General features: G+C 74.1%; 15 protein-coding genes. 13 read left to right on the top strand and 2 right to left on the bottom strand.

Annotated features, from left to right (window positions below):
• Nucleotides 1–16: 16 nt before the first annotated feature.
• Nucleotides 17–994 (bottom strand): CAP domain-containing protein, encoded by a 978-nt coding sequence (locus ACFYVJ_RS20615; RefSeq protein WP_388893380.1) that lies wholly within the window; start codon nucleotides 992–994, stop codon nucleotides 17–19.
• A 145-nt stretch (nucleotides 995–1139) separates the two neighbouring features.
• On the opposite strand from ACFYVJ_RS20615, the gene ACFYVJ_RS20620 reads away from it, so the two are divergent.
• The 4 genes from ACFYVJ_RS20620 to ftsY all read left to right on the top strand — a co-directional run bounded on the left by ACFYVJ_RS20620 (nucleotide 1140) and on the right by ftsY (nucleotide 7017).
• Nucleotides 1140–1421, top strand: coding sequence for an acylphosphatase (locus ACFYVJ_RS20620; protein WP_388893382.1), 282 nt, complete (start codon nucleotides 1140–1142; stop codon nucleotides 1419–1421).
• A gap of 288 nt (nucleotides 1422–1709) precedes the next feature.
• Nucleotides 1710–1910 carry a hypothetical protein gene (locus ACFYVJ_RS20625; RefSeq protein WP_018839639.1) on the top strand — a complete coding sequence of 67 codons (201 nt, stop codon included), beginning with the start codon at nucleotides 1710–1712 and terminating at the stop codon, nucleotides 1908–1910.
• Nucleotides 1911–2153: 243 nt separating this feature from the next.
• Nucleotides 2154–5726: a chromosome segregation protein SMC gene (gene smc, locus ACFYVJ_RS20630; RefSeq protein WP_388893385.1), complete on the top strand. Its 3573-nt coding sequence runs from the start codon at nucleotides 2154–2156 to the stop codon at nucleotides 5724–5726.
• Between the two features lie 82 nt (nucleotides 5727–5808).
• The gene (gene ftsY / locus ACFYVJ_RS20635) at nucleotides 5809–7017 is read left to right on the top strand and encodes a signal recognition particle-docking protein FtsY (RefSeq protein ID WP_388893387.1); all 1209 of its coding nucleotides are present in this window, start codon (nucleotides 5809–5811) and stop codon (nucleotides 7015–7017) included.
• A gap of 112 nt (nucleotides 7018–7129) precedes the next feature.
• Here ftsY and ACFYVJ_RS20640 read toward each other — a convergent pair whose 3' ends face one another.
• On the bottom strand, nucleotides 7130–7819 hold the full coding sequence (locus ACFYVJ_RS20640) for a bifunctional DNA primase/polymerase (RefSeq protein WP_388893389.1): 690 nt from the start codon (nucleotides 7817–7819) through the stop codon (nucleotides 7130–7132).
• A 403-nt stretch (nucleotides 7820–8222) separates the two neighbouring features.
• Between ACFYVJ_RS20640 and ACFYVJ_RS20645 the strand changes: the two genes are divergently transcribed.
• The 9 genes from ACFYVJ_RS20645 to ACFYVJ_RS20685 all read left to right on the top strand — a co-directional run bounded on the left by ACFYVJ_RS20645 (nucleotide 8223) and on the right by ACFYVJ_RS20685 (nucleotide 19793).
• The gene (locus tag ACFYVJ_RS20645; RefSeq protein WP_388893391.1) at nucleotides 8223–9743 is read left to right on the top strand and encodes a hypothetical protein; all 1521 of its coding nucleotides are present in this window, start codon (nucleotides 8223–8225) and stop codon (nucleotides 9741–9743) included.
• Between the two features lie 254 nt (nucleotides 9744–9997).
• Nucleotides 9998–11332, top strand: coding sequence for an ammonium transporter (locus ACFYVJ_RS20650; RefSeq protein WP_388893393.1), 1335 nt, complete (start codon nucleotides 9998–10000; stop codon nucleotides 11330–11332).
• Complete coding sequence (locus tag ACFYVJ_RS20655) at nucleotides 11329–11667, top strand: P-II family nitrogen regulator (RefSeq protein ID WP_027771544.1); 339 nt, start codon at nucleotides 11329–11331, stop codon at nucleotides 11665–11667. The genes ACFYVJ_RS20650 and ACFYVJ_RS20655 overlap by 4 nt, the downstream gene beginning before the upstream one ends.
• Before the next feature lie 24 nt (nucleotides 11668–11691).
• Nucleotides 11692–14724 (top strand): [protein-PII] uridylyltransferase, encoded by a 3033-nt coding sequence (locus ACFYVJ_RS20660; RefSeq protein ID WP_388893395.1) that lies wholly within the window; start codon nucleotides 11692–11694, stop codon nucleotides 14722–14724.
• A gap of 100 nt (nucleotides 14725–14824) precedes the next feature.
• Nucleotides 14825–16369: a signal recognition particle protein gene (gene ffh, locus ACFYVJ_RS20665; protein ID WP_388893397.1), complete on the top strand. Its 1545-nt coding sequence runs from the start codon at nucleotides 14825–14827 to the stop codon at nucleotides 16367–16369.
• A 77-nt stretch (nucleotides 16370–16446) separates the two neighbouring features.
• Entirely contained in the window at nucleotides 16447–17874 is a 1428-nt protein-coding gene (gene proS, locus ACFYVJ_RS20670) for a proline--tRNA ligase (protein WP_388893399.1), read from the top strand.
• Between the two features lie 240 nt (nucleotides 17875–18114).
• Nucleotides 18115–18705 carry a hypothetical protein gene (locus ACFYVJ_RS20675; protein WP_388893401.1) on the top strand — a complete coding sequence of 197 codons (591 nt, stop codon included), beginning with the start codon at nucleotides 18115–18117 and terminating at the stop codon, nucleotides 18703–18705.
• A gap of 360 nt (nucleotides 18706–19065) precedes the next feature.
• Nucleotides 19066–19551 (top strand): 30S ribosomal protein S16, encoded by a 486-nt coding sequence (gene rpsP / locus ACFYVJ_RS20680; RefSeq protein WP_388893403.1) that lies wholly within the window; start codon nucleotides 19066–19068, stop codon nucleotides 19549–19551.
• Nucleotides 19552–19553: 2 nt separating this feature from the next.
• Complete coding sequence (locus ACFYVJ_RS20685; RefSeq protein WP_027771538.1) at nucleotides 19554–19793, top strand: RNA-binding protein; 240 nt, start codon at nucleotides 19554–19556, stop codon at nucleotides 19791–19793.
• Nucleotides 19794–19931: the final 138 nt, after the last annotated feature.

Consider the following 19931-nt stretch of genomic DNA (forward strand, 5'->3'; position numbering starts at 1 on the left):
GCCCGCAAGGCGCGCCTCAGAAGCCGAAGTTCTGTGTCCACCAGGGGCCGCCGTCGGCGAAGTGGGCGCCGACGCCCAGGGTGCGGAAGTCGCAGTTCAGTATGTTCGCGCGGTGGCCTTCGCTGTTCATCCAGGCGTCCATCACCGACTGCGCGTTGGCCTGGCCGCGGGCTATGTTCTCGCCGCCGAGGTCGGCTATGCCGTAGTCCTGCGCGCGCTCCCACGGGTCGTTGCCGTCGGGGTCGGTGTGGTCGAAGAAGCCGCGCGCCGCCATGTCCTGGCTGTAGTCGCCGGCGAGCTTCGCCAGCTCCGGGTCGTTCGTCAGCGGGCGGCAGCCCGCCTGCGCGCGCTCCTGGTTGACCAGCCGCAGCACCTCCGCCTCCGCGGCGGTGGTGGCGTCGGCGGTGGCGGTGGGCTTCGCCGAGCGGGTGGGCTCGGAGGTCTCCGACTTCGTGGGGGAGGGGGACGCCGACTCCGTACGGGACGGGCCCGGGGACTTCGACGACGGGTCCGCGGACTCCGGCTTCTCGCGCTCGGGCGCCGAGGTGGACGGCGAAGCGCTCTTCGACTCCCTGCCGTCCCGGGAGTCCTTGCCGCCGGTCTTCTTCGTCTCCGGGGTCCTGCTCTCCGGCCGCTCCGAGTCGTCGCTCGCGGACGGCGACGCCTCCAGCGTCGGCAGGTCGGAGGAGCCCTGCGTACTGGGCGCCGGCGGGTCGCCCGCCTGGACGTGCCCGGCGGGACCGCCGCTGCCGCGGTCGAGGTCGAAGCCGCTGCCGAGGACCCCGGAGGCCATCGCCACCGCGCCCACGGCCAGCGCCGCCGACGTACCGAGCATCCCGGCCCTGGCCGGGCTCTGCTTGCGGTGCTGCCCCCGCGACCGGCCGGCGCCGTGCGCCTCGCGGTCGCCGTAGGAGTCGTACGAGCCGTACGCGGCGGGCGTGTACCCGCGGTCGCCTGTCGGGGGCTGCGGCTCCGAGCGTCTGTGGCGGCCCATCCGGCTGACCCCTCACGTCCGACGACAACTTCTCCTGCACACACGCCACTCGCACACACGAGTGATATTGCTGTCGGCAGACTGTACGCCATGCCCCCCCGACCGGACGTGCCCGCGGCCACATCGTCCGGATAACGTGCGTCACATGAGTACAGACGTCCGCATGACGGCATGGGTGCGCGGCGTGGTCCAGGGCGTCGGCTTTCGCTGGTTCACCCGCGCCCGCGCGCTGGAGATCGGCGGCCTCAGCGGCTTCGCCGCCAACCTCGGGGACGGCCGGGTCCAGATCGTCGCCGAGGGTCCGCGAGCGCAGTGTCAGGAGTTGCTGGAGTGGTTGCGGTCCGCCGACACGCCGGGCCGCGTCTCGGGTGTGACGGAGATCTGGGACGAGCCGCGCGGCGGATATCACTCATTTGCCATCCGCTGAGCACGCTCCGCCATAAGGGCTGGTCCGGCAGGGATGACCAGCGGGTTGCCAACGGCTGCCGCGCGTGCAAAGCTCTCACACCAGACGGGTCCTGCCACCCCCCGCGGCCTGCAATTGCACGTGCCGCGCCCGATACGGGGTGTGATCGTGTTGACCGTCAAACTATTTGGTGAGACGCTTGAAGCCCCGCGCACCCTTGCTGTTTGTGCCATGGGCAGACATCGCGGGTGCGAATCCCTCACGACCCACACCGCTCGGTCGGTCACTCAGTGTGGAGGACCTGCAATCATGGCAAAGGCGCTTCTCGGTTACGTCGGCGGTACAGACCCGCGACTCCTCGCCGAGATGCGACGGCTGCAGCAGCGTGTCCAGGACCTGGAGTCGGAGCTCGTCCGCGTCCAGGCCGAGAACGACATGCTCGCCGCCGCCGCTGCTCACAACAGCGAGTCACTGCTCGACGTATCCCAGGCGGAGCCTGCGCTTACCTGACAATCATGCGAGAACCGTCAGGTCTGCACCCAACCGCTTGAGATAACTGTCAAGGGACGCTTAACCGCGTCCCTTCGTCGTTTCTCCGCTCTCTTACGGATCCCCCGGCAGGGAACCCGCCCCGGAGCCGGCACCCCGGGGGGTGATGCTCCGTAATTGATGTGCCCCGGCGGTTACCCAGTGAAACCGGCTTGCGCGATAGAGTCTCCGGCACATGTTTCGTCGCCGGAGGAGAGCTCGCCAGTGCACTTGAAGGGCCTCACGCTCCGGGGGTTCAAGTCCTTCGCCTCCGCCACCACCCTCCGTTTCGGGCCGGGTATCACCTGTGTCGTCGGCCCGAACGGTTCGGGAAAGTCCAACGTGGTGGACGCGCTGTCCTGGGTGATGGGGGAGCAGGGGGCGAAGTCCCTCAGGGGCGGCAAGATGGAGGACGTCATCTTTGCCGGGACCACCGGCCGGCCGCCCCTCGGCCGCGCCGAGGTCTCGCTGACGATCGACAACTCCGACGGCGCACTGCCCATCGACTACTCCGAAGTGACCATCACCCGGACGATGTTCCGCAGCGGCGGCAGCGAATACCAGCTCAACGGCGACACCTGCCGCCTTCTCGACATCCAGGAACTGCTCTCCGACTCCGGCATCGGCCGCGAAATGCACGTCATCGTCGGCCAGGGCCAGCTCGACTCCGTCCTGCACGCCGACCCCTCGGGCCGCCGCGCCTTCATCGAGGAGGCCGCCGGCGTCCTCAAGCACCGCAAGCGCAAGGAGAAGGCGCTGCGCAAGCTGGACGCGATGCAGGCCAACCTCGCCCGCGTCCAGGACCTCAGCGACGAACTGCGCCGCCAGCTCAAGCCGCTCGGCCGGCAGGCCGCCGTCGCCCGCCGCGCCGCCGTCATCCAGGCCGACCTGCGCGACGCGCGGCTCCGGCTGCTCGCCGACGACCTCGTCACCCTGCGCGCGGCCCTCTCCGCCGAGATCGCCGACGAAGCGGCGCTGAAGGAGCGCAAGGAAGCCACCGAGGCCGAGCTGACCGCCGCCCGCGCGCGGGAATCGGCCCTGGAGGAGCAGGTACGGGCCCTCACCCCGCGGCTCACCGAGGCGCAGGGCGCCTGGCACGAACTCGGCCAGCTCGCCGAGCGGGTCCGCGGCACCGTCAGCCTCGCCGACGCCCGCGCCAAGCACGCCACCGCCGCCCCCGAGGAGGAGCGCCGCGGCCGTGACCCGGAGGACCTGGAGCGCGAGGCGCAGCGCATCCGCCAGCAGGAGGCCGAGCTGGAAGCCGCCCTGGACGCCGCCGAGCGGGCGCTGGAGGACACCGTCGCCCACCGCGCCGAGCTGGAGCGTGAACTCGCCGCCGAGGAGCGGCGGCTGAAGGACGCCGCCCGCGCCGTCGCCGACCGCCGCGAACGGCTCGCCCGGCTCAGCGGCAAGGTCACCGCCGCCCGCGGCCGCGCCGCCTCCGCGCAGGCCGAGATCGACCGGCTGGCCACCGCGCGCGACGAGGCACAGGAGCGCGCCGCCGCCGCGCAGGAGGCGTACGAGACGCTGAAGGCCGAGGTCGACGGGCTGGCCGGGGACGACGGCGAGCTGGCCGCGGAGCAGGAGGCGGCGAAGGCCGCCCTCCAGGCCGCCGAGGCCGAGCTGACCGCCGCCCGCGACGAGACCGCCGAGGCCGAGCGGGCCCGCGCCGCCACCACCGCCCGCCGCGACGCGCTCGCCCTCGGCCTGCGCCGCAAGGACGGCACCGGCACCCTGCTCCAGGCCCGCGACAAGCTGACCGGCGTGCTCGGCCCCGCCGCCGAACTGCTCACCGTCGCCCCCGGGTACGAGGTCCCCGTCGCCGCCGCGCTCGGCGCCGCCGCCGACGCCCTCGCCGTCTCGGGACCCGCCGCCGCGGCCGACGCGCTGCGGCTGCTGCGCAAGCACGACGCCGGGCGCGCCGCGCTGCTCCTGGGCGACGCCCCGTACGAGCCGCACCCCGACGGCGAACTCCCGCCCGGCGCCCGCCACCTCGCCGCGCTGGTCGCGGGCCCCGACCAACTGCTGCCCGCCGTGCGCCGGCTGCTGGCCCGTACCGTCTGCGTCGCCACGCTGGAGGACGCGGAAGACCTCGTCTCCGTCCGGCCCGAGCTGACCGCCGTCACCGCGGAAGGCGACGTCTTCGGCGGCCACTTCGCCCACGGCGGCTCCGCCGGCGCCCCCAGCCTGCTGGAGGTGCAGGCGTCCGTCGACGAGGCGGCGGCCGAGCTGACCGAGCTGGACGCCCGCTGCCTGCTGCTCCACGACCGGCAGGAGGCCGCCGTCGCCCGGCGGGCCGAGTGCGCCGCGCTCGTCGAGGAGCTGGGCGGCCGGCGCAGCGCCGCGGACCGGGAGCGGTCCCGCGTCGCCGGCGAGTTGGGCCGGCTCGGTGGTCAGGCCCGCGCCGCCGCCGGGGAGGCCGAGCGCAGCGCCGCCGCGGCCTCCCGCGCGGAAGAGGCGCTGGCCCGCGCGGGAGCGGAGGCGGAGGAGCTGGCGGCCCAGTTGGAGACCGCGGAGGAGGAGGCCGGCGCCGCCGAGGACGGCGACGACGGCTCCGACACCTCCGTACGCGACCGGCTCGCCGCCGACGGCGCCAACGCCCGGCAGACCGAGATGGAGGCCAGGCTCCAGGTCCGTACCCACGAGGAGCGGGTCAAGGGGCTCGCGGGCCGCGCCGACGGGCTCGACCGCGCCGCCCGCGCCGAGCGCGAGGCGCGCACCCGCGCCGAGCGCCGCCGCGCCCGGCTGCGGCACGAGGCGGCCGTCGCCACCGCGGTCGCCGCGGGTGCCCGGCAGCTCCTCGCGCACGTCGAGGTCTCCCTCGCCCGCGCCGAGGAGGAGCGCGCCGCCGCGGAGCGGGCCCGCGCGGAGCGCGAGCAGGAGCTGGGCCGGCAGCGCCGGCTCTCCCGCGAGCTGGCCGGCGAGCTGGACAAGCTGACGGACTCCGTCCACCGCGGCGAGGTGCTGGGCGCGGAGAAGCGGCTGCGCATCGAGCAGTTGGAGGGCCGGGCGCTGGAGGAGCTGGGCGTCGAGCCCGCCGATCTGGTGGCGGAGTACGGCCCCGACCAGCTCGTACCGCCGTCGCTGCCCGCCGAGGGTGAGGAACTGCCCGAGGATCCGGAGCACCCGCGCAACCGGCCCCGGCCGTACGTGCGCGCCGAGCAGGAGAAGCGGCTGAAGGCCGCGGAGCGCGCGTACACCAGGCTCGGCAAGGTCAACCCGCTGGCGCTGGAGGAGTTCGCGGCGCTGGAGGAGCGGCACAAGTTCCTCACCGAGCAGCTCGACGACCTCAAGCGCACCCGCGCCGACCTGCTCCAGGTGGTCAAGGAGGTCGACGAGCGGGTCGAGCAGGTCTTCACCGACGCCTTCCACGACACCGCCCGCGAGTTCGAGGGCGTCTTCTCCCGCCTCTTCCCCGGCGGCGAGGGCCGGCTGATCCTCACCGACCCGGACGACATGCTGAACACCGGCGTCGAGGTGGAGGCGCGGCCGCCGGGCAAGAAGGTCAAGCGGCTCTCGCTGCTGTCCGGCGGCGAGCGGTCGCTGACGGCGGTGGCGATGCTGGTCGCGATCTTCATGGCCAGGCCGAGCCCGTTCTACGTGATGGACGAGGTCGAGGCCGCCCTGGACGACACCAACCTGCAGCGGCTGGTGCGGCTGATGCAGGAGCTGCAGCGCACCTCGCAGCTCATCGTGATCACGCACCAGAAGCGCACGATGGAGGTCGCCGACGTGCTCTACGGCGTCTCGATGCAGGGGGACGGCGTCTCCAAGGTGATCAGCCAGCGGCTCAACTGAGCCGCCCGCCCGTGCGCCCCGCGGGACGGAAGTGGGCGGGGTGCCGCGCACACCTCCCGGGCGGGCGATACTGGTGGGCGTTATGGACATCATCCTCATCGTCATCGCCATCGCCGTCGTCGCAGTCCTCGTCGCGGGCGGCCTGGTCGTCGGCTCCCGCCGCCGGAAGCAGGTACCCCCGCAGCCGCCGTCGCCCGGTGCCAGGACCCCCGCCGAGCCGCAGGTCGGCGAGGAGGCGGGGGAGCCCGGCGAGGAGCAGCGCAGGACCATCGAGGAGGTGGACCTGCCCGGCGGAGGCACCGGCACCGTCGTCGCCGAGCCGCCGGCTCCCGCGCCGGAGCTGGAGGTCCCCGCGCCGTCGGCGGGCCGCCTCGTCCGGCTGCGCGCCCGGCTGGCCCGCTCGCAGAACTCCCTCGGCAAGGGCCTCCTCGGCCTCCTCTCCCGCGAACACCTCGACGAGGACACCTGGGAGGAGATCGAGGACACGCTGCTGACCGCCGACGTCGGCGTGCAGCCGACGCAGGAGCTGGTGGAGCGGCTGCGCGAGCGAGTCCGGGTCCTCGGTACGCGCACGCCCGACGAGCTGCGCGCGCTGCTGCGCGAGGAGCTGCTGGCACTCGTCGGCACGGAGGCCGACCGGTCGCTGAACACCGCCGAGTCCGTCGGCCCCGAGGGCGGCGAGGTGCCGGGCGTCGTGCTGGTCGTCGGCGTGAACGGCACCGGCAAGACCACGACCACCGGCAAGCTCGCCCGGGTGCTGGTCGCCGACGGCAAGTCCGTGGTGCTGGGCGCCGCGGACACCTTCAGGGCCGCCGCCGCGGACCAGCTCCAGACGTGGGGCGAGCGGGTCGGCGCCCGTACCGTACGCGGTCCCGAGGGCGGCGATCCGGCGTCCGTCGCCTTCGACGCGGTGAAGGAGGCCATCGACGAGGGCGCCGACGTGGCGCTCATCGACACCGCCGGGCGGCTGCACACCAAGACCGGGCTCATGGACGAGCTGGGCAAGGTCAAGCGGGTGGTGGAGAAGCACGGGCCGGTCGGCGAGGTGCTGCTCGTGCTGGACGCCACGACCGGGCAGAACGGGCTGGTGCAGGCGCGGGTCTTCGCGGAGGTCGTGGACATCACCGGGCTGGTGCTGACGAAGCTGGACGGCACGGCCAAGGGCGGCATCGTGATCGCCGTGCAGCGGGAGCTGGGCGTGCCGGTCAAGCTGGTGGGCCTGGGCGAGGGCGCGGACGACCTGGCGCCGTTCGAGCCCGAGGCGTTCGTGGACGCGCTGATCGGCGACTGAGCCGGATCAGCCGACCCGGCCGGCCGGGTCGGCTGATCGGAGCGGCCGATCGGCCGTACGCCACCGGCGTCCGCCCGTGCGCGGGCGCGTCCGTCCTCCGTGCGCGCCGGTGTCAGCCCGCGCGCAGCCAGGCGCTCTGCGCGTACGCCAGCGTGCCCAGCAGCAGCCTGGCCGGCGGCGGGCCGCCCGCCGTGTCCAGCGTCGGCGGGCGCAGCCAGCGCACCGGGCCGAGGCCGCGCAGATCGCAGGGCGGGGCGAGCAGATGGTCGCCCCGGCCGAGGCAGCGCAGGTCGAGCCGGGCGCCGTCCCAGCCCATCCGGTACAGCAGCCGGGGCAGCTCGGCGGCGGCGCCGGGGGCGACGAAGAAGTGCGCCCGCCCGTCCGGGGTCGCGCAGACCGGGCCGAGCGGCAGCCCCAAACGCTCCAGCCGGGGCAGCGCCCGCCGCCCGGCGACGGCGCTGACCTCCAGGGCGTCGAACGACAGGCCCACGGGCAGCAGCACCGCCGCGCCCGGCGTGCCCGCCCAGGCGTCCGTCACCTCGTCCAGCGGGGTGCCCGCCGGGACGGCGCGGGCGTCCGGCAGCGGGTGCTCGCCTGGGGCGGGGCAGCCGGCGCCCCGCGCGCACGAGCAGACGCGCCCGCCCCCGGGGCCGCGCTCCAGCGGCGCGCCGGGCAGCACGTCCCAGCCCCACAGCCCGGTGTACTCCGCCACCGCCGTCGCCGTGTGTCCGGCGGACGTACGGGCGCGCCGGACGGATCCGATGTCGCGTCGGCCGCGGATGCCGCCGATCGGGAAACCCATGCCCCCTCCAACTGCTCGCCGGTGCGGTCGGTCACTCCGCACGCCTCACTCACAGCAGTTTGCTGGTAACACTGTGTTGTCGGGGAGGTGTATCCGGGGTGTGATGGCGCGCCAGGGGGTAGCGTGGCCCGCGGCGCGCGCCCTGCCGGGCGTCACCTCGCCCGCTGCGGTGCCGTCCCTCGTCAAGTCAACCGCGTGTGAGCGGCGCCGTGTTCACTCGTAGGGGTGGCGAATGGTGGCGTTTCCGGGATCGCGCTCGCGAAACGGTGATCGTAGGATTACTTTCGGTGCCAGCGGCGGCGGCATGCGACAGGTGGATATGCCAACGGCAGGAATTCCCACCGGGCTTCGGGGGCTTCGGTTCCGGGGATAATCCGGGGCGTACCACGACGGCCGAGGCGGGATGGGGGCGTTGGAGTTGGACGGCACGGGCGGCAGCCGGACCGGTGCCACCGGCGCGGGCAAGGGCCCCAACACGGAACTCACTTCGTGGTTCCTGCGCAGCGGGTGGTCCAAGGGCGAGCTGGCCAGGCAGGTCAACCGCCGGGCCCGCCAGCTCGGCGCGCACCACATCAGCACCGACACCTCCCGCGTGCGCCGCTGGCTCGACGGCGAGCAGCCGCGCGAGCCGATCCCGCGGATCCTCTCCGACCTGTTCTCCGAGCGCTTCGGCTGCGTCGTCGGCGTCGACCAGCTCGGACTGCACGCCGCCCGCCCCCGCCCCGCCGTCTCCGGCGTCGACCTGCCGTGGAACGCCGCCGAAACCGTCGAGCACATCAGCGAGTTCTCGCGCAGCGACCTCATGCTCGCCCGCCGCGGCTTCCTCGGCGCCTCGCTGAACATCGCCGCGGGCCCCGTCCTGGTGGAGCCCATGCAGCGCTGGCTGGCGCAGCCGCCCGCCCCCGGCGGGCCCCCGGCCCCGGTGCCCGCCCCGGCCGCCGCCTCCGCCGCCCCCGCCGCCCCGTCCTACGCCCTCTCCGGGCCCGAGCTGGCGCTGCTGGAGACGACCACCGCCAAGTTCCGCCAGTGGGACGCCCAGTGCGGCGGCGGGCTGCGCCGCAAGGCCGTCGTCGGGCAGTTGCACGAGATCACCGACCTGCTCCAGGAGCCGCATCCGCCCGCGGTCGCCGAGCGGCTGTTCCGTATCACCGCCGAACTCTCCCAGCTCGCCGGCTGGATGAGCTACGACGTGGGCCTCCAGCCCACCGCCCAGAAGTACTTCGTCCTCGCCCTGCACGCCGCCAAGGAGGCCGGTGACCGGCCGCTCGGCGCGTACGTGCTGTCCAGCATGGCCCGCCAGATGATCCACCTGGGCCGCGCCGACGACGCCCTGGAGCTGATCCACCTCGCCCAGTACGGCAGCCGGGACAGCGCCACGTCCCGTACGCAGTCGATGCTGTATGCGATGGAGGCGCGCGCGTACGCCAACCTCGGCCGCCCGGACCGCTGCCACCGGGCCGTCCGCATGGCCGAGGACTGCTTCGAGGAGATCGACCCCGGCCGCCCGGATCCCGACTGGATCCGCTTCTTCTCCGAGGCCGAACTCAACAGCGAGAACGCCCACTCCTACCGCGACCTCGCCTACGTCGCGGGCCGCAGCCCCACCTACGCCGCCCTCGCCCGGCCCGTCATGGCGCGCGCCGTCGAGCTGTTCGCCGCCGACGCCGAGCGGCGCCGCTCGTACGCGCTGAACCTCGTCGGCCTCGCCACCGTCCACCTGCTGGAGGAGGATCCCCGGCAGTGCGCCCTGTGCGCGGGCGAGGCGCTGACGATCGCCCGCCAGGTGCGCTCCGAGCGGGTCAACACCCGTCTGCGCAAGACGGTCGACAGCGCCGTGCGCCGGTACGGCGCCGTCGGCGAGGTCGCCGACCTCGCCGACCGGCTCGCGCGCGAGCTGCCCGAGACCGTGGAAGCCGCCGGCTGATTCGAACCCGCGGCTCCCCGGCACCCGGCCACCCTGGCCCGTCCCCCGGACGGGCCGCCCCCGTGGTGCGTGCGAGAGTAACCCCGCCCGCTCGCGCCCGCGGGAAGTTCATCACCCCGTAACACCTCCGTGGCCTTCGTCACGCTCCCGAAACACCGGGGGGCGGTGGCGGAAACCCCGCTGCGCCAGCCTCGTGCGCATTCCGGCCCGCACCACTTCTGCCCGCACGGGCCGCACGAGGAGGAGACGCGACGTTGAATGGCGCCGATACCGCATTCGTACTGATCAGCGCGGCGCTGGTCATGTTGATGACGCCCGGTCTTGCCTTCTTCTACGGGGGCATGGTGCGGGTCAAAAGCACCTTGAACATGCTGATGATGAGCTTCATCTCGCTCGGGATCGTCAGCATTCTGTGGGTGCTCTACGGCTACAGCCTCACCTTCGGCGACGACATCGGCGGCGGCGTCCTCGGCGACCTCGACCACGTCGGCATGGCCGGGATCACCCCCGAGACGCTGACGGGGGGCGACGAGGGCATCCCGGTGCTGGCGTTCGCCGCCTTCCAACTGATGTTCGCCATCATCACCCCCGCACTCATCAGCGGTGCCCTCGCGGACCGGGTGAAGTTCACCGCCTGGGCGCTGTTCATCGCCCTGTGGGTCACGGTCGTCTACTTCCCCGTCGCGCACTGGGTCTGGGGGCCGGACGGCTTCATCGGCCTGAACGGCGACATCAAGGCCATCGACTTCGCGGGCGGCACCGCCGTGCACATCAACGCCGGCATCGCGGCGCTGGCCGCCGTGCTCGTCGTAGGGAAGCGCATCGGCTTCAAGAAGGACCCGATGCGGCCGCACAACCTCCCCTTCGTGCTGCTGGGCGCCGCGCTGCTGTGGTTCGGCTGGTTCGGCTTCAACGCCGGATCCGAACTGGCCGCCGACGGCGTCGCCGCGACGATGCTCCTCAACACCCAGGTCGCCACCGGCGCCGCCGTCGTCGGCTGGCTGGTCTACGAGAAGTGGCGGCACGGCTCGGTCACGATGCTCGGCGCCGCGTCCGGCGCCATCGCGGGACTGGTGGCGATCACCCCGTCCGGCGCGTCCGTGAACGCCGTGGGCGCGCTGGCGGTGGGCATCATCGCCGGGGCCGTCTGCGCCTGGGCCGTGGGCCTGAAGTACAAGCTGGGCTACGACGACTCGCTCGACGTCGTCGGCGTCCACCTGGTCGGCGGGATCGTCGGCACCCTCGCGATCGGCTTCTTCGCCATCGACGACATCGGCCTCTTCTACGGCGGCGGTCTTGAGCAGCTCGGCCGGCAGGCGGCGGGCGCGGGCGTGGTGCTCGTGTACACGTTCGCCGTCACCTGGCTGCTTGCCAAGGGCATCGACCGGCTGGTGGGCTTCCGGGTCGGCGAGGACGAGGAACTCGCGGGCGTGGACCGGACGCAGCACGCGGAGAGCGCGTACGACTTCAGCGGCGTGGGCTCGGCGGCGGTGGCCGCGGCGCCGGCGGCGGCGTCCGTGGGCGGTCAGGCGCCGGGCACGGACAGGGCGACGGCGGCCGCGGCCGCGGACAAGAAGGTGGACGCGTGAAGCTCATCACGGCAGTGATCAAGCCGCACCGGCTGGACGAGGTGAAGGAGGCCCTCCAGGCGTTCGGCGTGCAGGGGCTGACGGTCACCGAGGCCAGCGGCTACGGCAGGCAGCGCGGCCACACCGAGGTGTACCGGGGCGCGGAGTACACGGTGGACCTCGTGCCGAAGGTGCGGATCGAGGTACTGGTGGAGGACGACGACGCCGAGCAGTTGGTGGAGGTCGTGGTGAAGGCGGCACGGACGGGCAAGATCGGCGACGGCAAGGTGTGGAGCGTGCCGGTGGACACGGCGGTACGGGTCCGCACCGGCGAGCGCGGCCCCGACGCGCTCTGACCTGGCGGTCGGCGACCCCCGCCCATGGCGGGCCCGCGACGGTGCGGGCCCGCCGTGGGCGGACCAACTGGCGGGAGTACGTGGGTGACGGAGACCGGACGGCAGCAGCCGGGGGGATACACGGGCGGGGAGCCGGGAGAGGCCGGGGCCCCGGGGGCCGGGGGGCCCTCGCGGGGGACTCCGCCGGGCGGCGGCGGCCTGGTGGCCTCCCCGGCCGGGCCCGCGCCCGGCGCGCCGGGGGAGCGGGCGCACTCCGGCGGCGCCCCCGCGTCACCGGTCGTGACCAGCCCGCCGGCCGGGGAGAAGGACCCGCAACCGGCGCGGGGCGCGGCGGACTTCGTACCGGCATCCGGTGAATCCGACGCCCCGCTCGCCGAGGAGGCGTACGCCGCGGCCCGCGTGCGGCTGCTCGACGCCGAGGGCGGCGCGCCGCGGCGGGCCGCGCTGGCGCGGGCCACCGACCGGTGGCTGGCCGGCCTGCTCCACGGGGCGACCGGCGGCGCCGAACCCGGATCCGGCGGCGGCGGCGACCAAGGGGCGCAGAGCCCAGGCGCCGCCCGCGCACACGACGGGCGTCACGGGCACCGCGGCGACGTCCGCGGCACCTCCGGCGACCGCTTGCCCCGCGGGCTCCGCGGCGTCTCCCTCGTCGCCGTCGGGGGCTACGGGCGCGGGGAGCTGTCACCCCGCAGCGACCTCGATCTGCTCCTCCTCCACGACGGCTCCCTGCGGCCCGCCGGACTCGCCGCCCTCGCCGACCGGATCTGGTACCCCGTCTGGGACATGGGCCTGGCCCTCGACCACTCCGTACGCACCCCCGCGGAAGCGCTCAAGACCGCGGCCGACGACCTCAAGGTCACCCTCGGCCTGCTCGACGCCCGCCACGTCGCCGGCGACGCCGCGCTCACCTCCGCGCTGCGCACCGCCGTCTTCGCCGACTGGCGCAACCGCGCCGCCCGCCGCCTCCCCGAGCTGCGCGAGCTGGGCCGGGAGCGGGCCGAGCGCCACGGGGAGCTGCAGTTCCTCCTGGAGCCCGACCTCAAGGAGGCCCGCGGCGGCCTCCGCGACGCCACCGCCCTGCGCGCCGTCGCCGCCTCCTGGCTCGCCGACGCGCCCCGCGAAGGACTGGACCGCGCCCGCGCGCGCCTCCTCGACACCCGCGACGCGCTGCACCTGACCACGGGCCGCGCCACCGACCGGCTCGCGCTCCAGGAGCAGGACCAGGTCGCGGCGGCCCTCGGCCTGCTCGACGCCGACACCCTGCTGCGCGAGGTCTACGAGGCCGCCCGCACCCTCGCGTACGCCACCGACGTCACCTGGCGCGAGGTCGACCGCGTCCTGCGCGCCCGCGGCGGCCGGCGCGGCGCCGCCAGGCTGCGGAACCTCATCGGCTCCGGCCAGCGCGGCCCCGCCGAGCGCACCCCCCTCGCCGACGGCGTAGTCGAGCAGGACGGCGAGGTCGTCCTCGCCCGTACCGCCCGCCCCGCCCGCGACCCCGTGCTGCCGCTGCGCGCCGCTGCCGCCGCCGCGCAGGCGGGGCTGCCGCTGTCACTGCACGCCGTACGGCTGCTGGCCGCGCAGGCGCCGCCGCTGCCCGTGCCGTGGCCGGACGAGGCGCGCGAGCAACTGGTGACGCTGCTCGGCGCCGGCGAGGCCACCGTGCAGGTGTGGGAGAGCCTGGAGGCGGAGGGGTTCCTCACCCGGCTGCTGCCCGACTGGGAGCGCGTACGCTGCCGCCCCCAGCGCAACGCCGTGCACCGCTGGACCGTCGACCGCCACCTGGTGGAGACCGCGGTACGGGCCGCCGCGCTCACCCGCCGCGTCGGCCGCCCCGACCTGCTGCTGGTCGCCGCGCTGCTGCACGACATCGGCAAGGGCTGGCCCGACGGCCCGGGCGGGCACAGCGCCACCGGCGAGACCATCGCCCGCGACATGGCCCGGCGCATCGGCTTCCCGCCCGCCGACGTCGCCGTCGTGGCCGCGCTCGTACGCCACCATCTTCTGCTCGTCGAGACCGCCACCCGGCGGGACCTGGACGACCCCGCGACCGTACGCCTCGTGGCCGACGCGGTCGGCGGGCGCGGCACGCTGGAGCTGCTGCACGCGCTCACCGAGGCCGACGCGCTGGCCACCGGACCCGCGGCGTGGAGCGCCTGGCGGGCCTCGCTCGTCGCCGACCTGGCCGGGCGGGTCGGCGCCGCGCTGGCCGGCGAGCCCGCCGGGGCGGCGGAGGAGCGGGCCGGGCGGGCGCCCGGGGCGGCGGAGGAGCGGCTCGCGGTGGAGGCGTGGCGAACACGTGCACCGGCGCTGACGCTGCGCGCCAGGACCGAGGAGCCGCCGCCGGCGGAGGCGGAGCTGGAAGGCGCGGCGGGTACGGAGCGGAGCGGCGCCCTGCCGCTGGGCGTGGAGCTGCTCGTGGCCCTCCCCGACCGCCCCGATGCCCTGGCCGCGCTCGCGGGCGTCCTGGCGCTGCACCGGCTGACCGTACGCACCGCGGAGCTGCGCCCCCTGCGGCTGCCCCCGGGCGTGGCCGGCGACCCGGGGTCCGCCCCGGCGCCGGAAAGGACCCGGGCCACCGGCGCAACCGGGCCCGAACCCGCGGGTACCCCCGGAGACCCCGCCACCCCCCACGTCCTGCTCCTCAACTGGCGCGTCGCCGCCGAGTTCGGCTCCCTCCCCGCCGCCGACCGCCTCCGCGCCGACCTCCTGCGCGTCCTCGACGGCACTCTCGACGTGCCCGCCCGCCTCGCCGAGCGGGAGAAGGCGTACCGCCCCCGCCGCCGCGGCACCCCCGGCCCGCCGCCCCGCGTGACCGTCGCCCCCGGCAGCTCCCAGCACGCGACCGTCATCGAGGTCCGCGCCCAGGACGCCCCCGGCCTGCTGCACCGCATCGGCCGCGCGCTGGAGGCGGCCGGGGTGCGGGTGCGCGGCGCGTACGTCAGCACCCTCGGCGCCAACGCCGTCGACGCCTTCTACGTCACCGACCCCGCCGGCCGCCCCCTCGCCGACCGCGCCGCCGACGAACTGGCCGGGAGGCTCCAGGCGGCGCTGGTCTGATCCGGTCCGCCGCGCACCGCCGGTCCGCGCGCGCCGCCGGGCGGATACCCTGGAGAGCCGACACCCGCCTGACCACCCGAGCCAAGGAATCGCGAACGCCGTGTTCGATACGCTCTCCGACCGCCTAGCAGCGACCTTCAAGACCCTCCGGGGGAAAGGCCGGCTGTCCGAGGCGGACATCGACGCCACCGCGCGGGAGATCCGCGTCGCCCTCCTGGAGGCGGATGTCGCGCTGCCCGTCGTACGGGCCTTCATCAAGCAGGTCAAGGAGCGCGCGCTCGGCGCGGAGGTCTCCCAGGCGCTCAACCCCGCCCAGCAGGTCATCAAGATCGTCAACGAGGAGCTCGTCGGCATCCTCGGCGGTGAGACCCGCAGGCTCCGGTTCGCCAAGACCCCGCCGACCGTGATCATGCTCGCGGGCCTCCAGGGCGCGGGCAAGACGACCCTCGCGGGCAAGCTCGGCAAGTGGCTGGCGGGCCAGGGGCACACGCCCCTGCTCGTCGCCGCCGACCTCCAGCGCCCCAACGCCGTCAACCAGTTGCAGGTCGTCGGCGAGCGCGCGTCGGTCGCCGTCTTCGCCCCCGAGCCTGGCAACGGCGTCGGCGACCCGGTTCGGGTCGCCAAGGACTCGATCACCCACGCCCATGACAAGCAGTACGACGTGGTGATCGTCGACACCGCCGGCCGCCTCGGCGTCGACGCCGAGATGATGCAGCAGGCCGCCGACATCCGGGACGCGGTCGGCCCCGACGAGATCCTCTTCGTCGTCGACGCGATGATCGGCCAGGACGCCGTCGGCACGGCCGAGTCGTTCCGCGACGGCGTCGGCTTCGACGGCGTGGTGCTCTCCAAGCTCGACGGCGACGCCCGCGGCGGTGCCGCGCTGTCGATCGCGCAGGTCACCGGCAAGCAGATCATGTTCGCCTCCAACGGCGAGAAGCTGGACGACTTCGACGCGTTCCACCCGGACCGCATGGCGTCCCGCATCCTCGGCATGGGCGACATGCTGTCGCTGATCGAGAAGGCGGAGCAGACCTTCAGCCAGCAAGAGGCCGAGAAGATGGCGGCCAAGCTGGCGAAGGGGCCGAAGGAGTTCACGCTCGACGACTTCCTGGCGCAGATGGAGCAGGTCCGCAAGATGGGCTCCATCTCCAAGCTGCTCGGCATGATGCCGGGCATGGGCCAGATGAAGGAGCAGATCAACAACCTCGACGAGCGGGACGTGGACCGCACCGCGGCGATCATCAAGTCGATGACGCCGGGGGAGCGCCACGACCCCCTGATCATCAACGGCTCCCGCAGGGCCCGGATCGCGCGCGGCTCCGGCGTCGAGGTCAGCGCCGTGAAGAACCTGGTGGAGCGGTTCTTCGAGGCCCGCAAGATGATGTCGAAGATGGCCCAGGGCGGCGGCATGCCGGGGATGCCTGGCATGCCCGGGATGCCGGGCGCGGGTGCCGGCAAGCGCAAGGGCAAGCAGCAGAAGAAGGCCAAGGGGCGCCAGCGCAGCGGCAATCCGATGAAGCGCAAGGCCGACGAGCAGGCCGCGGCCGAGCGCCGGGCCGCCGCGGGCGGCCCGTTCGGCGGCGCCGCGGACCAGCCGCCGCAGGACTTCGAGCTGCCGGAGGAGTTCAAGAAGCTGCTGTGACGGCGTCGGCCGGCGGGCCGCCGGCGTCCTCGTAAACGAGTATCCGCGGCCCGCGGTCCGCCCCTACGATCTCCGCCATGGCAAAGGCACCCGTGCTCACCCCCCAGGCGGACGACTTCCCGCGCTGGTACCAGGACGTCATCACCAAGGCCGAACTGGCCGACAACGGCCCGGTGCGCGGCACGATGGTCATCCGACCGTACGGGTACGGGCTGTGGGAGCGTACGCAGCGGGAGATGGACGACCGGATCAAGGCCGCGGGCGCGCAGAACGCGTACTTCCCGCTTTTCATCCCGGAGTCCTACCTGGCCAGGGAGGCCGACCACGTCGAGGGCTTCGCGCCCGAACTGGCCGTCGTCACCCACGGCGGCGGCAAGGAGCTGGAGGAGCCGGTCGTCGTCCGGCCCACCTCCGAGACGATCGTCAACGACTACTTCGCCAAGTGGGTGCAGAGCTACCGCGATCTGCCGCTGCTCATCAACCAGTGGGCCAACGTGGTGCGCTGGGAGCTGCGGCCGCGGATGTTCCTGCGGACGACGGAGTTCCTGTGGCAGGAGGGGCACACCGCGCACGCCACGTACGAGGAGGCGCGGGAGTACGCGGCCCGTATCCAGCGCGACGTCTACGCCGACTTCATGGTGAACGTGCTCGCCATCGACGTGCTCCCGGGCCGCAAGACCGCCGCCGAGCGGTTCGCCGGCGCCCTCAACACCCTGACGCTCGAAGCGATGATGCGCGATGGCAAAGCGCTGCAGATGGGCACCAGTCACGAGCTGGGCCAGAACTTCGCGAAGGCGTTCGGCACGCGGTACCTGACCGCGGACGGCACCCGCGAGCACGTGTGGCAGACCTCCTGGGGCTCCACGACCCGCATGGTCGGCGGCATGATCATGGTGCACGGCGACGACGACGGGCTGCGCGTCCCGCCGCGGCTCGCCTCCGTGCAGGCCGTGGTGCTGGCCGTGAAGGGCGACGAGGCGGTGCTTGCCAAGGTGCGCGAGGCCGGTGACCGGCTGGCCGCCGCCGGGGTACGGGTCGGGGTCGACGACCGCGTCGACGTCCCCTTCGGGCGCCGGGCCGTGGACTGGGAGCTGAAGGGGGTGCCCGTACGGGTCGAGATCGGCCCGCGCGACCTGGCCGCCGGCACCGCGACGCTCGTCCGGCGCGTACCCGGCACCAAGGAGCCGGTGGCGCTCGACGCGCTGCTGGACGACCGGGCCGGGATGCTGCCGAAGATTCTCGAAGACGATCAGGAACGGTTGCTGGCCGAGTCACGTCGAATGCGTGAGGAGCGGACGACGGACGTACGGACGGTCGCGGAGGCGGCCGAGGCGGCGGCGGCCGGCGGCTGGGCCCGTATCCCGTGGGCGGACCTCGGCCCCGCGGGCGAGGCCCGGCTGGCGGAGCAGGCCGTGTCCGTGCGCTGCCTGATCGCGGCGGACGGGTCGGTGCCGGGAGCGGACGACGAGCCCGGTACGCTCGCCGTCGTCGCCCGGGCGTACTGATCGTCGGGAGCGGCGGCTTCCGGCGGGACGCGGCGGGGACGCACGGTGCGAAGGGCGCATGACGGTGCACAAGCGGTCACGTACGGCTTTGTTGTGACCCGATCATTTAAGCGGCAGACCTCCACAGATCAGCACAGGCGCCCCGTCCCAACCGCATCATCGCGAACTGACGGGTAGATGCAAATTATTTGGGATGCCGGGAATCGGAACACCGAAGGCCCTCCGCTCGTTAGTCCCGACGTGAGCACGACACCACTTGTACTTGCCGCGGAGCTGGCAGCCGCGTGGGCCGAGATTCAGCGGCACCACCCGGAGTTGCCGGACCTCGCCGCGCCGGAATCACTGATCGGGGAGTCCTCGTCCGCCTGCGGGGCGGAGCTGTCCTTCGAGCGACTCCTGCACGAAGCCGTTCACGGCATTGCCGCGGCCCGCGGGGTGCGGGACACATCCCGGGCCGGCCGCTACCACAACAGACGTTTCCTTGCGATCGCCGAGGAGCTGGGCCTCGACCACCCCGACGAGCCGCACCCCAGCAGCGGGTTCTCCCTGGTCGCCCTCACCCCGGCGGCCAAGAAGCGCTATCGCGCGGCCGGCGAGCGGCTGCGCAAGGCGCTGCGGGCTCATGACGCGGCCACCGCCGCCGACAGCCCGCGCAGCTTCCGCGGTCCCGCGGCCCGGCACGGTTCTTCGGGCGGCGGCGTGCGGGTGAAGGCCGTGTGCGACTGCGGGCGGAACGTCCGCGTCGTGCCCTCGGTCCTGGCCCAGGCCCCGATCGTCTGCGGCGGCTGCGGCAAGCCGTTCCGCATCCCGGAGCCCGCCGCCGCGGCCTGACCCCCGCCGCCGGAGACCCGCCCCCCGATCCCGCCCGTGCACCGGCCGACCGCCGGACCCCCGGCCGGATCGCGGAGGCGGCCGCCTGACGCGGCGTGAGCCGCCTCATACGGGTACGTCGCCCAGCCGCCCGACCGGCACGCCCTCGCGGGCACCGGCGGGCGGTACCAGGCGTGCGACCGTGCCGGTGGGGGCGGGCAGGGGCGTCGCGACCGTGTGGCACAATGGTGAGCTGAACTCGACAGCCGCACAGGAACCCTCTCTCCTCCGGCTGACGCGTCCATCGGGCGCCAGGGCACTGCAACCCCACGCAGCACCACGGCCGGCCCAATCACGTCAACTCCAGGAGACACCACTCCCGTGGCAGTCAAGATCAAGCTGAAGCGCCTGGGCAAGATCCGGTCGCCGCACTACCGCATCGTCGTCGCCGACTCGCGCACCCGCCGTGACGGCCGGGCCATCGAGGAGATCGGGCTGTACCACCCGGTCCAGAACCCCTCGCGCATCGAGGTCGACTCCGAGCGGGCGCAGTACTGGCTGGGTGTCGGCGCGCAGCCGACCGAGCCCGTCCTCGCCATCCTCAAGGTCACCGGCGACTGGCAGAAGTTCAAGGGCCTGCCGGCGCCCGAGCCGATGAAGGTCCCCGAGCCGAAGGCCGACAAGCGCGCCCTCTTCGAGGCCGCCGCCAAGGACGCCGCCGACGAGCCCAAGGGTGACGCGGTGACCCCCAAGGCGAAGAAGGCCGACAAGGCTGAGAAGGCCGACAAGGCCGAGAAGAGTGACAAGGCCGAGAAGAAGGCCGACGCCGAGTCCGGCGAGGCCGCGGCCGAGGCCGCCGGGGCCTGACGATGCTCGAAGAAGCCCTTGAGCACCTGGTGAAGGGCATCGTCGACAACCCCGACGAGGTCGAGGTCAGTTCGCGCAACCTGCGCCGCGGGCGGGTGCTGGAGGTCCGGGTGCACCCCGAGGACCTCGGCAAGGTCATCGGCCGCAACGGCCGTACGGCCCGCTCGCTGCGCACCGTCGTCGGCGCGCTCGGCGGCCGCGGCATCCGCGTCGACCTCGTCGACGTGGACCAGGTCCGCTGACCGACCGCCGCGCGGACGGACGGAGCAGTCGTCACCGGCACGGGCCGGGGAGGCCGGCAGGCGCCCCGGCCCGTCGCCGTACGCGGGCGGCGGTCCGCCCCGTACGCCCGCGAGGGCCCGGCGCGCACCGGGTGACGG

The sequence above is a fragment of the Streptomyces sp. NPDC004134 genome (assembly GCF_042874195.1).
In the GTDB taxonomy this organism is placed as follows: Bacteria; Actinomycetota; Actinomycetes; order Streptomycetales; family Streptomycetaceae; genus Streptomyces.

Excerpts from the sequence above, each read along its gene's own strand:
- ACFYVJ_RS20615 (WP_388893380.1), bottom strand. The coding sequence starts at position 994 with ATGGGCCGCCACAGACGCTCGGAGCCGCAGCCCCCGACAGGCGACCGC.
- ACFYVJ_RS20620 (WP_388893382.1), top strand. The coding sequence starts at position 1,140 with ATGAGTACAGACGTCCGCATGACGGCATGGGTGCGCGGCGTGGTCCAG.
- ACFYVJ_RS20625 (WP_018839639.1), top strand. The coding sequence starts at position 1,710 with ATGGCAAAGGCGCTTCTCGGTTACGTCGGCGGTACAGACCCGCGACTC.
- ftsY (WP_388893387.1), top strand. The coding sequence starts at position 5,809 with ATGGACATCATCCTCATCGTCATCGCCATCGCCGTCGTCGCAGTCCTC.
- ACFYVJ_RS20640 (WP_388893389.1), bottom strand. The coding sequence starts at position 7,819 with ATGGGTTTCCCGATCGGCGGCATCCGCGGCCGACGCGACATCGGATCC.
- ACFYVJ_RS20645 (WP_388893391.1), top strand. The coding sequence starts at position 8,223 with ATGGGGGCGTTGGAGTTGGACGGCACGGGCGGCAGCCGGACCGGTGCC.
- ACFYVJ_RS20660 (WP_388893395.1), top strand. The coding sequence starts at position 11,692 with ATGGCGGGCCCGCGACGGTGCGGGCCCGCCGTGGGCGGACCAACTGGC.
- proS (WP_388893399.1), top strand. The coding sequence starts at position 16,447 with ATGGCAAAGGCACCCGTGCTCACCCCCCAGGCGGACGACTTCCCGCGC.
- ACFYVJ_RS20685 (WP_027771538.1), top strand. The coding sequence starts at position 19,554 with ATGCTCGAAGAAGCCCTTGAGCACCTGGTGAAGGGCATCGTCGACAAC.